This is a genomic window from Algoriphagus chordae (genome assembly GCF_003254055.1).
GTDB classification, from domain to species: Bacteria; Bacteroidota; Bacteroidia; order Cytophagales; family Cyclobacteriaceae; genus Algoriphagus; species Algoriphagus chordae.
On record NZ_QKZT01000008.1, the window covers coordinates 104,119 to 118,539 of the forward strand.

Below are 14,421 nucleotides of genomic sequence, written 5' to 3' on the forward strand. Positions count from 1 at the left end.
TAAGTCAGGGTTTAATATTAGTATTTATTGCAAATTACTTAGCAGGGAGGACTTTAGCTTTCACTTCACCAAAACCAACTCGCCGTCCATCTTTCTCTGCAAATCCTTTCATAATAACCGTATCTCCATCCTCAATAAACTTTCGTTCTGTTCCAGATTCGAGCTTGACAGCATCTTTTCCATTCCAGGACAATTCAAGCATTGATCCGAAGGAATCTCTCTCTTGACCAGAGATAGTTCCTGAAGCCATCATATCCCCTACATTGATATTACAGCCATTCACCGTATGATGAGCCAACTGTTGGGCTACATTCCAATACATGTTCTTGAAATTGGAGGTGCTCACCTTACTACCCTTTTCTCCATCGGGCTGAATGTATGCTTCCAATTGAATATCAAAACTATGTGACTTGGCACATTTCAAATAATCCAAAACTTCAGGTTCCTGCACCGGACTTTCTACTTTGAATTGCTCCAAAGCTTCCAGAGTCACTACCCATGGAGAGATGGATGAAGCAAAGCTTTTCCCTAAAAACGGACCTAAAGGCACATATTCCCAAGCCTGAATGTCACGAGCAGACCAATCATTGAACAACACAAAACCGAAAATATACTCTTCAGCATCAGCGGTAGAAATAGAATCTCCAAGCTTGGTAGGCTTGCCCGTGATAAAGGCTAATTCCAACTCGAAATCCAGTTTTTTGCTAGGTCCAAATACAGGTGCTCCAGTTTCTGGATCTTTTGTTTGGCCTTTTGGTCGCGTAATCGGCACTCCCGAAGGAATGATAGATGAGGCTCTTCCATGATAACCTACCGGAAGATGCTTCCAGTTTGGTAATAAGGCATTTTCTGGATCACGGAACATTTTTCCTACGTTGGTCGCATGCTCCATGCTGCTATAAAAATCAGTGTAATCACCGATCTTCACAGGCATCAGCATGGTGGCTTCCTTACGATTCACCATTACTTTTCCTCGAGAAGAATTATCTCTCAGTTTCTCATTATCTGCCAATAGCAGTTCCTGAACACGTTCTCTGATCTTCTTGGTAATGACTTTCCCTAAAGCTATAAGCTCATTGAGAGATTCACTTAAGAATACCCCTTCAGGCAAAAACATATCCGAAAAGAACCCTTCCTGATCTAGAATACTCAAGTCCACTATCTTGTCGCCTATGGCAATTCCTATACGCGGACTAAGTCGTTTATTCTGAAAAACTCCGAATGGAAGATTGTAGATCGTGAAATCAGAATTTTTTGATACTTCTACCCAGGTAATCAGGGTGTTGGTCGGGCTATCGCTCATTGAGTAAAAAACAGTGTGACCACAAATTTAGCTTTTATGTATGAAATCAAAAGGGTAAATGCCCAAGGCTCTGACAATCATTTTTTAATAGTGCGCATAAGTATTTGGCTCCTTGCACTTTGAGGCGGTACAGCTAAATTTCAATTAATTCTCAAAGCCAAAATCAACCAATCATCAATTTCTCACTCTTCTTTTCTTTCACTTTGCTAACTTGGATTGAAACTGAATTCCTATCAAATGAAAAATCTGTATAACATATTCCTGACTCTCCTGTTGGTCATGGTCGTATCCGTTTCTTTTTCTCAAGAGAAAAGCATCATCGATCAGCTGGATGAAGTCGCTATTGTCGATCAAAAAGTTATGATGCCCATGCGAGATGGCGTCAGACTGGCTACTGATATCTACCGTCCCAAAGGCGATGGTAAATATCCAATAGTATTTTCCAGAACTCCCTATAATTTCAATACCTGGGGAAATGGAGAGCTAAATACCCGTACCATGCAAGCAGCCCTTTCCTGGGTAGAAAAAGGCTATGCATACGTAGTACAAAATGAGCGTGGAAGATATTTCTCTGAAGGGGAATGGGATATCCTCGGTCTTCCCTTGACAGATGGTTACGATGCCTTTGAGTGGATGTCCAAGCAATCCTGGAGTAATGGAAAAGTTGGGACGCTAGGTTGCTCCTCTACTGCCGAATGGCAAATGGCTGTGGCTTCACTTGATCACCCTGCCTTAGGAGCAATGGTTCCACAGGGCTTTGGTGCAGGTGTAGGCAAAGTTGGAGATTTCTGGGAACAAGGCAACTGGTACCGTGGAGGTGCTGGTCAGATGCTTTTTACCAACTGGCTTTATAGTGTTCAACATGATCCAATGGCTCCGAAACTACCAAAAGGAATCAGCCAAAAAGACTTACTTAGACTTCAGCGATTCTATGACATGTCTCCTGAGTACCCAAGAATTGATTCTAAGGAAGCTTTAAGTCATCTTCCTATCCAGGACATTATCAAAAATCAACATGGTCCAATGGGGATCTACGAAGAGATGATCACCCGTAAACCAAATGATCCAAAATGGTTTAAAAGCGGATTATATAATGACGAGATGCCTTTTGACAAGCCTAGTTTCTGGTTTGTATCTTGGTTTGACGTATCCTCTGGGCCTAACATTGCTATGTTCAATCATGCAAGAGAGAATGCCGTTTCTCAACTGGCTAGAGACAATCAGTACTTAGTAATTGCTCCAGTGATGCACTGTTCCTATACTCGTGCTTCTGAAAACACGATGGTGGGCGACCTAAGCGTAGGTGATGCTAGATTAAACTACGATGAAATCATTACAGCTTGGTTTGATCTATGGCTAAAAGGCGAAAAGTCTGAAACAATGGAGGCAATGCCTAGAGTACAATATTACACCATGGGATCAAACAAATGGCAGACTAGCGATGTTTGGCCTCCTGCTAATACAGAAATGACACCTTACTATCTTAATTCTGAAGGCAAAGCAAATTCACTAAATGGAGATGGGGTTCTAACTCCCAAAAAACCTAAAAAAGACAATCCTGACACCTTCAAATACGACCCAATGAATCCAGTGACTTCCCATGGAGGAAATGTCTGTTGTACAGGCAACGCTGTCGTAGGCGGATCTTTTGATCAATCTGAAATGGAAATGCGGGACGATATTCTGGTTTATACTTCAGATGTATTAGAAGAAGGAATTGAAGTTTCTGGTTTTATAGAATCCTACTTATATCTATCCTCTGATGCCAAAGATACCGACGTTACTATCAAATTGATAGACGTGCATCCTGATGGAAAAGCCTTCAATTTGGACGAAACAATCCAGCGAGTAAGGTATAGAGAAGGCTATGACAAGGAAGTTTGGATGGAAGATGGCAAAGTCTATGAAGTAAAAATGACGCCTATGAGTACTTCCAATTACTTTGGAAAAGGACACAAAATCAGAATTGAAGTGAGTAGCTCCAACTTCCCGCGTTTTGACAGAAACATGAATACAGGCGGAAACACCTATGATGAAACAGAAGGTGTGGTAGCTACCAACTCCATTCATCACGGAGCAAAAAGCCTGAGTAGAATCGTATTACCGATCGTACAGTAAAATTCTGAAAATTCACACCTATTCAGCACAAAAAATGGAGAGATTAAAACCTCTCCTTTTTTTGTACCGTTTTTTCAAACCTAGTGCAGAATAATACTAATTATACTCTTAATTATCCTCTTGTATAAAAAGGTCAAAGATTTTAAGTGACTAAGTAAGGTATGAGTCAATTTTTTCGGATTTTAAAGTAAGCGTACACTTTAACCCTAAAAATATGATTTACAAACCTTTACTCACTTTAGTATTCCTTATCCTTTCGGTAGGAATATCACAGGCCCAATATGCTGTAACAGGCAATGTGTCTGATGAACGTACAGGCGAAGCCTTGATCGGAGCTAGTCTTCTGATCAAAGGAACTACTTCAGGAACCATCACTGATTTGGATGGCAACTTCAATCTTCCGGTAAATAGCCAAGAGGAATTCGAATTGGTCGTTTCTTCAATAGGCTATATTTCTCAGACCATTAAGGTCTCAGCAAATCAATCAACCCTAACAATTCTGCTCAAGGAAGAGTCAACAAACCTGGATGAGGTAGTAGTAACAGGTTTAGTGTCCTCAGTCAAGCGTAGTAATCTCGCCAATGCAGTCTCAACAGTATCGGCTAGGGATCTAACGGGGACGACGACTATTCAGACAGCTGATGGCGCACTCTATGGAAAAGTAGCAGGTGCGACCATCCGTTCTAATGGCGGCGCTCCCGGCGGAGGGATGTCAATCCAACTTCGAGGAATCTCGAGTTTGACAGGTGCTTCACAGCCACTGATTATTGTAGATGGAGTTTATATCAACAACTCCTTCCAAAGTACAGGCCGAGCTGCAGTCTCTGGTGCCGGTGGATCCAATCAAGATGATGGATCCAATAGATTAGCGGATTTGAATCCTGCGGATATTGAAAATATAGAAGTGCTAAAGGGACCATCTGCCTCAGCCATTTACGGTACCCGAGCCAATGCTGGAGTAATTATCATCACAACTAAAAGAGGCGTAGAAGGCAGGACTAATGTTTCAATCTCTCAGGATATTGGTTTTGCAAATCCCTTGAGATTACTTGGAGTAGATGATTGGTCTGTGGATAAAATAAATTATTTCTTCCCAGAGCAAACTCGCGCAACTGAGATTGAGCGATTTACTGAAGCACAAGCCACCAACACATTTATCGACTACGAGGATTATTTCTACAACAATAAAGCAACATTGTTGAACACCAGGCTAAATATTTCTGGTGGAGATGATAGAACAAAATTCTTCGTTTCTGGAAATATCACGTCAGAAGATGGAACTATCAAGCGGACAGGATTTGATCGCTACTCCATTCGAGCCAATATCGATCATAAAATAGCTGATTGGATTAAAATCGGAGTTTCTTCAAACTACATTAATTCATCCACGGATAGAGGGTTCACCGGCAACCAAAACAACTCAGGAGCTAGTATTGGATATAGTATCGCTTATACTCCAAACTATTATGACTTGAGAAGAAACGAGGATGGCACCTACCCTAGCAATCCTTACTTTTCCGAAAACCCAGTAGCAGTGACGGATTTTGGTGAAAATAACTCCACCGTAAATCGATTCATTCAAGCATTTACGCTGGACCTAGATATACTAAAAACTGATCGGCATTTCCTAAAAGCCCAAATCTCTGGAGGTTTGGACTTTGTAAATAATGCAACAGAGGTATATCTCCCAGAATTCTTGCAGTATCAGCAATCTCAGGCAAATCCTGGAGATATTTTCGTGGGTAGACAGGAAAGCCTGAATACTAATTTTCAAGCAGCTTTGGTTTACAACTGGAATATTGGCAGAGTTAATATGAACTCTCAGGCCGGTATGGTTCGACTGGATTTCCAAAATCATTCCTTATTCAACAGAGGTAGAGGATTGGTACCAGGACAAAAGAACCTCAAGCAGGCCGCTGTTCAAGAAATCAACAGTGAGTTTATGAGTGAAGTCCAAGAAGCAGGAGTTTTCCTTCAACAGGAAATGAATTTTGAGGACAAAATCATTGGTACGGTGGGCATTAGATGGGATAAGTCCAGTTTGAATGGAGACCCAAATCAGTTCTTTGCTTTCCCAAGAGCATCCATGGCTGTCAACATCGCAAACTTTGATTTTTGGAATAGTGCTGTTGTCACCATGTTGAAACCTCGTATCGCCTACGGTGAAACTGCTGGTCCAGTTCCATTTGGATCAACTTATACTCCACTTGGTGGCACAAACATCGGTGGCCTTTTGGGCTCTACTGTTGCGACATCTATAGGAAATACTAATATACTTCCAGAAACTGCTTCAGAATTAGAGTTCGGAATTGATGCTGGTTTCTTCAACAGCAGATTAAGTATAGAAGCCACTTACTATATCAAAAACACACAGAACAATATACAGAACCTGAACCTGGCTCCTTCTACTGGAGTGAATACAACTCCTAGTAATGAGGCTGAGCTTTCTAACAAAGGAGTGGAATTAGGAATATCTGGTACCATTCTAGAGAAATCCAATATCAGATGGTTCTCTAGGGTCTTATTCTGGAAAAACACTATCGAGATGACTAGGTTAGGTATTCCTACCTATTTGTCAGGTGGATTTGGTTCTGGACTAGGCACTTTCCTATATGCAGAAGGCTACTCACCTACTACCATCGTAGGTACTCCGGCTGATCCTTCCGTACCTGGAGGCTTTACGATCTGGGGAAATGCACAGCCTGACTTCAACCTGTCATTCTACAACTCATTACAGTTATTCAAAGGGCTAGAACTTTCTGTTTTGGTAGACTGGAGAAAAGCGGGAAGTAACATCAACTTAACCTCATTCTTGGCTGATGGTGGTGGAACTACCAAAGGTTGGTTTGATGACGATAATGGTGATGGAATTCCAAACGGTAGGCAACGTGAACCAGAGCCGTATAATAATGCAGGCCGATGGGTTCAAGATGCAAGTTTTGTAAAAATCAGAGAGATCGGATTGTATTACACCATTCCGAGAGCCACTATCAATGACTGGTTTAGTGGAGCAGTACAAGGAATCAAAGTAGGTGCATCTGCAAACAATGCGTTTCTATTTACCGAATATCAGGGTTACGATCCTGAGACCTCTACTTTCGGAGCTCAAGCGGTGCAGAACAACGTGGACATTGCTCCATACCCTACATCGAGGAGAATTTTCTTTCACCTAACCCTTGACTTTTAATTAGCAGAAATCATGAAAAAATTAACTATAAAAACATCAGTTCTAGCGATTGCTGCAGCATTCTTTACAAGTTGCAATCCTTTTCACATAGATGAAATACAGGATCCAAACAATCCTTCAGTGGAAAGTGTCAGTAATAACGCTACTCAACAGCAGATTCAGTTTTTGGTCACTGGATTGGAATCCAGACATAGAGGATATGTCAGTAATGTCACCAGAGCTTGGGGCACCTTCGGTCGCGAGATCTGGAATCTAAATGCTTCAGATCCTAGAAATCAAACCGATTGGCTTGGACAAAATGGTAGAGTCCCTGATAGATCCTATTTTGGATTTGGAAATACAGGAGGCGGTTCCTGGGCAACACCGTATCAAGCTATTAAGCAGGCAGATGTACTCATAGTAGCAGGAGAAAACACAGAAAACATATCTGTAGAATCCAAAAGTGCAGTAATTGGATTTGCGAAAACAATCCAAGGTTTTCAATTTATGATCCCGGCCAACTGGGTATATTCCAATGGAATACGTGTAGATGTCAAAGACCCGCTTAATCCAGGGCCATTTGTACCCTATGATCAAGCATTGGCTGCAATCAAAGGTATTTTAGACGAAGGAGATCAGGCTTTACAAGCTGCCGGATCAGGGGATTTCCCTTTTACGCTTACCAGTGGATTTGAGGATTTCAACACGATACCGAAATTGCGACAAGTTAATCGTGCTATTACGGCTAGACTGGATGCTTATCGAAAAGATTGGCAAGGAGTACTCACGGCTTTGGATGCATCATTTATGGATATGAATGGAGACCTGAATGCCGGTCCTGCACATCCATATGGAGCAGCTCCGGATGTTTTCAATCCAATTTACTACGTACCTAATGCTCCTGTCAATTCGATCATTGTAGTACATCCTTCTATGCTGGATGATGCTACGCCAAATGACAAAAGAGTGGCTGAGAAATTCTTCAAACGAGATGAGCCAGTACTGGTAACTACAGATGCTGGGGCTCTGGTAGGAGAATATCAGGATGGACGCTGGGAATCCAATACGGACCCAATTCCTTTTATCCGCAATGAAGAGCTAATCCTTCTCAAAGCCGAGGCACATGCACAGCTAGATCAAACTTCAGAGGCTGTAGCCGCGATCAATGTAATTCGTACTGCAGCTGGAATAGGAAGCTATGCAGGTAGCACCAGCAAGGATGCGCTTATCGATGAGATCTTGTATCAAAGAAGGTACTCTCTCTGGGCTGAGCCTTGGGGACATAGATGGATAGATGCTAGACGTTATGATCGATTGGGTGAGATCGACACCTCTTATGACTCGGGAACGATCTTCACTGAATTCCCTCATCCACAAGCTGAGCTAAGCTGGGATGAGTACAAGGGGGATTAACAGGTCAAAGAATGTATTACTTAAAGGGAAGCTGGAAACGGCTTCCCTTTTTACATTACGAAGGTTATTAGGCACTATACTAAAGATTGATTATTTTCAAAACAGTAAATCAATTGGTCAAAAAGGGAATAACTGCACATCTCCAACATTTTGAAATAAGAATATGACAACTACAGCCAAACACGATGCCCGATTTGCGACAATGACATTTTCATCGGTATATCCCCACTATATCACAAAGGTTGAGAAAAAAGGTAGAACAAAGGAAGAGTTACACCAGTTAATCGAGTGGCTGACGGGCTTTGATGATGAGAAGATCCAGAAGCTGATTGAAGAAAAAGTGACTTTTGAGACATTCTTTGAGAAAGCAAAACTGAACCCCAATGCCCCACTTATTACTGGAATGATTTGCGGATATAGAATAGAAGAAATTGAAACTCCCTTGACTAAGCAAGTTCGATACTTAGATAAATTGGTTGACGAGTTGGCAAAAGGAAGGAAGATGGAGAAGATTTTAAGAAAAGGATAAGAATACTTGTTGACCAAACTCTACCCATGAAAGCTATTCAATTTGAGAAGTACGGATTACCTGAAGAGGTACTAGCATTAAAAGAAGTAGCAAAGCCGAGTCCAAAGGAAAACGAAGTACTGATTAAAATTCACGCTACGGCGATCAATGATTATGACTGGAGTATCGTTCGTGGCAAGCCCTATTTGTATAGATTGATGTTTGGGCTATCCAAACCTAAAAACCCAATTGCAGGCATGGAACTGGCTGGTGTAGTTGAGGGAATTGGTTCAAAGGTACGCAAACTGAAAATTGGGGATGTTGTATATGGAGATATATCACAGCATGGATTTGGGACATTTGCCGAGTATATCAGTATTCACGAGGATGCAGTAATTATCAAACCCAATGAATTAAGTTTTGAAACTGCGACGGCTATCCCCCATGCTTCTACCCTAGCCCTGCAAGCGCTTAGAGGAATAGGGAAACTAAAACAAGGCCAAAAAACACTCATTAACGGCGGTGGCGGTGGTGTAGGAACCATTGGGCTTCAACTAGCAAAACTCCATCACTGTGAGGTCACCGGAGTAGATTCAGCCGAGAAATTAACCATGATGAAATCCCTCGGCTATGACCAAGTGATGGATTACAAAAAAGTGGACTTTACGAAAACAGGAGAACTCTATGATCTCATTCTGGATTGCAAATCAAGCAAATCTCCATTCTCCTATTTGAGAGCCTTAAAGCCAACTGGAATCTATGTGACCATTGGTGGCAACCTCACCAGCTTAATTTCAATACTTATTTGGGGTAAGATATTCTCCTTGTTCTCTGCAAAAAGACTTCAAATCCTCAGTCTAAAACCAAATGAAGGGCTGGATGAAATCGCCCAACTCGTAATCCAAAATAAAATCCAGCCTCAAATAGACGGCCGCTATCCTTTAGAAGACACAGCCAGACTTATTCAGTACTTCGGTGAAGGAAAGCATAAAGGGAAGGTTGTGATTAAGGTTAATCAATAACCTGGTGAAGACTTTCGATATTATCTTTATGTACAGGATATAATCAAATCTTACCAGCACTTTTCAGCACTTCGTCAAACTAGGTAATTATACAATATTTTAAAAATCAGCATTTTAAACTATTTTAGTTTAAATTTTATAAACAGTAGTAGGCAAGTAATTTTACTTGTTTTCAGAAAATACTATTAATTATTAATGTGCAGAAGCGAAGAGAGTCTAGAATAAAACAGACTTCAAGAAATAGCCTTCAAAATGAAAAATCTTCTAATAGTCTTTGGAATTGTTTTGGGAAGTCACGGACTTATCGCGCAAAACATAGCTGAATCTGACAGCATACAAATTGTGAGCAAAATTGACGATTGGAATAGGGCTTGGGAAATTAAGGATGTAGAATTGGCTTGTAAATGGTATTCTAATAACGCTGATTTTACTAATGCATTTGGGTTTAATCGAATTGGGCAATTGGAGATACAAAAGTATTTGACCGAAGTATTTGCATTTGGTTTTGTAATGTCCGGTGCTACAGAACAAACCTCATTGAAACTTAAACAACTATCGGAAAAGGCTATTTTAGCAATTACTACTGTTGAGCGTGAAGGACAGAAAGCAGCAGACAACAAAAATTTAGGCACTCGAAGGACTACCCATTATCGAGTATTTGAAAAAACTGAAGAATGGAGAATCACGGCACACCTAGTTTCGGATGCCAGAAGCATTGACTCGGAAATCCATTAAACATGTTTATGTAAATTGTAAAATCTTCACTTTAGGACAAAAAAGTACTGCAGGAAATACCGATAGTGTAATCACTACCACCTCGATACAGCATGAAAGAAACACTATGAGTTAAATTGAATGGCCTATGAAGGAGAATATTTCAGCCTTAATTAGATGGTCCCTACTCTTTAGAAGATACAGCTAGACTTATTCAGTACTTCGGTGAAGGAAAGCATAAAGGGAAGGTTGTGATTAAAGTGCTTGGGTAATCAGGAGTAGACTTTTTTCCCTATTTTCACTCATAATGACAGAACTCGAACAAAATATCACAAGCTACTTTGGAGTCATGAAGGACGATAGTTTGCAAGCAATAAGCTCACGATTTCAGCCCGAAACCCTAAAAAAAGGAGACTTTTTACTAAAAACAGGAAAACCATGCAACAAGCTTAGCTTTATTAAATCAGGGCTTTTGAGAGTCTATAAGCAAACTGAGGATAAGGAAGTCACGCAGTGGATTTCCACTCCTAGCTATTTTGTGACAGATCTTTCCAGTTTACTTTTTGGCAGCCCAGCACGCTGGAATATCCAAGCCTTGACGAATGCTGAGCTTTTTACCATCAGCGGAGGCAACTATAAGTCCATTGGGAATGTTGTCCCCAATTGGCATGAACTGGAAAAGCTATTTATTGCCAAATGCTTTACTACTCTGGAAGACCGGGTTTTCACCCACTTGTCCATGACAGCCGAAGAACGTTATACGCAGTTCTTTGAGTATAATAAGGAGCTTTTCAACCAGGTCCCACTCCAATATATCGCTTCCATGCTGGGAATGACTGCGGAAACCTTCAGTAGAATCAGAAATAAGCAACTCAGCTAAACTTCTTGATATTTATCAAGAGCGCTGTCCCTTCAGCTGCCCAATTTTACCTCCACACTAATTCACCTAAAAATGAGAGGCTTACTAAAATTGGAAGAGACTGGAATATTCCTCTTATCCGTTTATTTGTTCAGCACATTAGATTTTGCCTGGTGGTGGTTTCCAGCACTCTTGCTCCTACCTGATGTTGGAATGCTCGGGTATCTGATCAGCCCAAAGATTGGAGCATTCACTTATAATCTTCTCCATCACCGTTTGGTCGCTTCTGCTGTTGGTATTTATGGCCTGACTTTCGCAAATGAGTATTGGATATTAGCCGGGATAATCCTTTTTGCCCACATTTCCTTCGATAGAATCATGGGCTATGGATTGAAATTCAACGATAGTTTTAACCATACGCATTTGGGAATGATTGGAAAAACCCAGAGATAATAATATCGCTGAAAACGTGAAAACCCAGAATGTTACTTCACCCATTTTGATTATGTGAGGTTTATGCCTAGTTTTACAAACTGAACGTACGTGCAGTCAGTAACGTAAATAGTATGGATAAACGAACAGAACTCATTGAAATTGCTACGAAGTTATTTTCAGAAAGAGGGTTTGAGAACACACCACTATCGATAGTATGTGAAACCGCAAATGTGTCGAAAGGATTGATTGCTCACCATTTCAAATCAAAAAATGGATTACTGCGCGAGATATTCCAGCGAACAACGGACTTGATTGTAGAAATGAATACAATTGACTCCGTCTCACTATCTGCACGGGAGAGATTATTACAACTTCTAGAGTCCTTCTTTTCACAGTTGCAGTCTGATAAGCTGTTTTTTCAATTTAACCTGAACATGATGGTCCAGCCAAGCACAAGAGAGGTATTAGCCGACCTGATCGAAGAAAGGTCATCCTTTATCCTTAAGGCGACACGAAATATTTTTGATGAAATTGATCCTGAGAATTCGCTAGTCAAAAGCCATCTATTCATTGCCGAACTAGACGGAATCGCACTAAGCTATTTGGGAGTTTATAAGGAATTCCCTCTAGAACAGACTAAGGAACAACTCATTATGAAATATTCTATGATATGAATTTTATTAAATCAACTGATCCAAACCTCATCACTGAGCTAAGGCAAAAATTATTTCAAAAACTGACAGCTCCCATTGATGCCATGTGGGAACTGCTCTACATCGCTTCAGCTCAATCTTTTCTTATTGAAGATGCAGGAAAAACAATTGGATATTGTTGTATTGATGAGCAAGATAGTCTGCTTCAGCTATTTCTCTTAGACGAATATTTAGCAAAAATGGCTCAAGTCATTGCCAGCCTAATCGATTCCAAACTTATCAATTCGGCAAGTTTAAGTTCTAACGAGCCTGTTTCCTTTAATGCCTGTTTACGTAGATCCGCGTCAACCCAGACCAATACATTTTGTTATCAGCATTCAAATAAGTTGGTTGAGGTGAATCCGGACTTCTCTATAGATTTAGTTTCTGTAAAGGATATCCCAGTAGTCAAAACATTCCTGAAGGAACAGATAGAAATGGACGACACCTTCGGATATACCGAAAATCTAGTATCAAGAAAAGAAATCTATCTGGTAAGGGAATCAGAAATAATCATTGCTACCAGCGAATGTAGGATGAGTGATTCACAGCCAGAAATTGCCGATTTGGGAATCATTGTAAACAGAGATCACCATGGCAATGGCATCGCAACACAGGTAATGAAAATGCAGGTAAACCGAGTTCTGAAATCCAATAGAAAACCTATTTGCTCAACCACAGTGGACAATATACCTTCTCAAAAGGTGATTGAAAAATCAGGCTTCTACTGCTCTAACATCATTTTTGACATGAAATTTTAAGAGCTATAGTTCTAATTGAAAACACCATACATAATGTCAAGGGCCAGTTTTAAAATGAAAAAATCTCTTACCATAGTATATTTAATCTTTGCCCTCCTAGCAGTAAAAGTTAATGCTCAGACTTGGTCAGGAACCATTGTTTATGGGAAAAATAGCTTTGGCTACCTAATAAAGCTTGGAGAAACAGAAGGCCAAACAACGGCTTCTTTTTCTAGCATAGAGATGAATGCCTATGAGATTCCTTGCCAGAATACTACCTTAAACAAAGACTCCTTACACTTTTATGTTGTCAGTGATTATTACACTTATGAATATCAATATATCAAGCAAGAGGAACGTTTTCGTGGAGATTTAAAAGTCTATTCAAATGAAACTGAAGAATTACTAAATAGCTTTGAAACCGATCTGATTCGAGAAAACATAGCTGAATCTGACATGGTTGAAAAGCAAGAATTCAGCTTTAGATCGAATAATCTTATACTATATGGCACTTTATGGAAACCTAAAAACCCAATCAACAAAGGCTTATTTTTTGTCACATCTTCCCAAGGAAATGATCGAAGTGCAAACAATTCAGAAGCCAAATATTTTGCGGATCTAGGCTTCACTGTCTTCAATTACGACAAGCGAGGCACTGGAAAATCTGAAGGCGATTGGAAATCCGCAACTATCGAAGAACTCAGCTCTGACGATATGAATGCGGTAAGATTCTTCTCCAAAATCTCCACCCTTCCTTTATCTGACATTGGCATAAAGGGCAGCAGTCAGGGTGGTGTTAAAATCCCTTATATCCTTTCCGAAATGCCCCAATTAGGATTTGGTATCTCTATCAGCTGTCCTTCCGGCACCCTTTTAGAAAGTGATCTGAATCGTTGGAAAAACTTAAACTCTAATCATTTTGGCGATACCCAAATCCACCAAGCACTGAAAATTCAAAAGGCCGGATTTGACTTTCTCGCAGGCAACATTTCTTATAAATCGCTACTTGAAGCAAAAGACACAAACAACAATCCTGATTGGCTTAAGTATATATGGATTCCTGAGCAGGATGTACACAAGGATTACAAGTTGAATTTTAGTGGACTTCCATATTTTCAAAAAATAACGCAGCCTCTTTTAGTAATTCAGGGATTATCGGATGATGTCATTCCAGCAGATAGTTATAGAAAAATAGAAAATGCCTTAAAAAAATCTAATTCAAAAAATTATGAAGTAGTGACTTTTGAAAACACTAACCATTCCATGAGCTTTGTAGATGATGAGTTCCCATTTTTTCAACTAGTATCACCAGAATACCTTCCTTATTTAACCGATTGGTTGAAGACCTTAACAAACAAATAGGTTTGCAATTCTAGCTTCTAGAGAAGCAGGAAATCTCTTGATGAAACCTAAACCCAATTAGCACAAAAAAAGTCAATCTCAACCTACTC

12 protein-coding genes are annotated in these 14,421 nt (G+C 40.2%); 11 read left to right on the forward strand and 1 reads right to left on the reverse strand.

Features of this window, described 5'->3' with window-relative positions; translation table 11 throughout:
- Nucleotides 1-34 precede the first annotated feature (34 nt).
- The gene (gene fahA / locus LV85_RS10535) at nt 35-1,303 is read right to left on the reverse strand and encodes a fumarylacetoacetase (RefSeq protein ID WP_211318400.1); all 1,269 of its coding nucleotides are present in this window, start codon (nt 1,301-1,303) and stop codon (nt 35-37) included.
- Nucleotides 1,304-1,540: 237 nt separating this feature from the next.
- On the opposite strand from fahA, the gene LV85_RS10540 reads away from it, so the two are divergent.
- The 11 genes from LV85_RS10540 (at nt 1,541) to LV85_RS10590 (ending at nt 14,332) form a co-directional block, all read left to right on the forward strand.
- Entirely contained in the window at nt 1,541-3,421 is a 1,881-nt protein-coding gene (locus LV85_RS10540; RefSeq protein WP_111319127.1) for a CocE/NonD family hydrolase, read from the forward strand.
- Between the two features lie 214 nt (nt 3,422-3,635).
- Nucleotides 3,636-6,608, forward strand: a complete 2,973-nt coding sequence (locus LV85_RS10545) for a SusC/RagA family TonB-linked outer membrane protein (protein ID WP_111319129.1) — start codon at nt 3,636-3,638, stop codon at nt 6,606-6,608.
- Between the two features lie 12 nt (nt 6,609-6,620).
- Nucleotides 6,621-8,000 (forward strand): RagB/SusD family nutrient uptake outer membrane protein, encoded by a 1,380-nt coding sequence (locus LV85_RS10550; RefSeq protein WP_111319131.1) that lies wholly within the window; start codon nt 6,621-6,623, stop codon nt 7,998-8,000.
- 163 nt (nt 8,001-8,163) lie between these two features.
- Nucleotides 8,164-8,529, forward strand: coding sequence for a DUF2200 domain-containing protein (locus LV85_RS10555; protein ID WP_111319133.1), 366 nt, complete (start codon nt 8,164-8,166; stop codon nt 8,527-8,529).
- A 26-nt stretch (nt 8,530-8,555) separates the two neighbouring features.
- Nucleotides 8,556-9,530 carry an NAD(P)-dependent alcohol dehydrogenase gene (locus LV85_RS10560; RefSeq protein ID WP_111319135.1) on the forward strand — a complete coding sequence of 325 codons (975 nt, stop codon included), beginning with the start codon at nt 8,556-8,558 and terminating at the stop codon, nt 9,528-9,530.
- 252 nt (nt 9,531-9,782) lie between these two features.
- The gene (locus tag LV85_RS10565; RefSeq protein ID WP_111319137.1) at nt 9,783-10,265 is read left to right on the forward strand and encodes a Cif family virulence factor; all 483 of its coding nucleotides are present in this window, start codon (nt 9,783-9,785) and stop codon (nt 10,263-10,265) included.
- A gap of 286 nt (nt 10,266-10,551) precedes the next feature.
- Nucleotides 10,552-11,124, forward strand: a complete 573-nt coding sequence (locus LV85_RS10570; protein WP_111319139.1) for a Crp/Fnr family transcriptional regulator — start codon at nt 10,552-10,554, stop codon at nt 11,122-11,124.
- A gap of 72 nt (nt 11,125-11,196) precedes the next feature.
- Entirely contained in the window at nt 11,197-11,556 is a 360-nt protein-coding gene (locus tag LV85_RS10575; RefSeq protein ID WP_111319141.1) for a DUF4260 domain-containing protein, read from the forward strand.
- Nucleotides 11,557-11,669: 113 nt separating this feature from the next.
- A complete protein-coding gene (locus LV85_RS10580; RefSeq protein ID WP_111319143.1) occupies nt 11,670-12,212 on the forward strand; it encodes a TetR/AcrR family transcriptional regulator in 543 nt (180 codons plus the stop codon).
- Nucleotides 12,209-12,991: a GNAT family N-acetyltransferase gene (locus LV85_RS10585; protein WP_111319145.1), complete on the forward strand. Its 783-nt coding sequence runs from the start codon at nt 12,209-12,211 to the stop codon at nt 12,989-12,991. Before LV85_RS10580 ends, LV85_RS10585 begins: the two co-directional genes overlap by 4 nt.
- A 54-nt stretch (nt 12,992-13,045) precedes the next feature.
- Nucleotides 13,046-14,332 (forward strand): alpha/beta hydrolase family protein, encoded by a 1,287-nt coding sequence (locus tag LV85_RS10590; RefSeq protein WP_158531167.1) that lies wholly within the window; start codon nt 13,046-13,048, stop codon nt 14,330-14,332.
- Nucleotides 14,333-14,421 lie beyond the last annotated feature (89 nt).

What these genes read in the sequence shown, in the direction of transcription:
- LV85_RS10585 (WP_111319145.1), top strand. Translation starts at nt 12,209, where the DNA reads ATGAATTTTATTAAATCAACTGATCCAAACCTCATCACTGAGCTAAGG.
- LV85_RS10590 (WP_158531167.1), top strand. Translation starts at nt 13,046, where the DNA reads ATGAAAAAATCTCTTACCATAGTATATTTAATCTTTGCCCTCCTAGCA.
- LV85_RS10565 (WP_111319137.1), top strand. Translation starts at nt 9,783, where the DNA reads ATGAAAAATCTTCTAATAGTCTTTGGAATTGTTTTGGGAAGTCACGGA.
- LV85_RS10570 (WP_111319139.1), top strand. Translation starts at nt 10,552, where the DNA reads ATGACAGAACTCGAACAAAATATCACAAGCTACTTTGGAGTCATGAAG.
- LV85_RS10575 (WP_111319141.1), top strand. Translation starts at nt 11,197, where the DNA reads ATGAGAGGCTTACTAAAATTGGAAGAGACTGGAATATTCCTCTTATCC.
- LV85_RS10580 (WP_111319143.1), top strand. Translation starts at nt 11,670, where the DNA reads ATGGATAAACGAACAGAACTCATTGAAATTGCTACGAAGTTATTTTCA.
- LV85_RS10540 (WP_111319127.1), top strand. Translation starts at nt 1,541, where the DNA reads ATGAAAAATCTGTATAACATATTCCTGACTCTCCTGTTGGTCATGGTC.
- LV85_RS10550 (WP_111319131.1), top strand. Translation starts at nt 6,621, where the DNA reads ATGAAAAAATTAACTATAAAAACATCAGTTCTAGCGATTGCTGCAGCA.
- fahA (WP_211318400.1), bottom strand. Translation starts at nt 1,303, where the DNA reads ATGAGCGATAGCCCGACCAACACCCTGATTACCTGGGTAGAAGTATCA.
- LV85_RS10560 (WP_111319135.1), top strand. Translation starts at nt 8,556, where the DNA reads ATGAAAGCTATTCAATTTGAGAAGTACGGATTACCTGAAGAGGTACTA.
- LV85_RS10555 (WP_111319133.1), top strand. Translation starts at nt 8,164, where the DNA reads ATGACAACTACAGCCAAACACGATGCCCGATTTGCGACAATGACATTT.
- LV85_RS10545 (WP_111319129.1), top strand. Translation starts at nt 3,636, where the DNA reads ATGATTTACAAACCTTTACTCACTTTAGTATTCCTTATCCTTTCGGTA.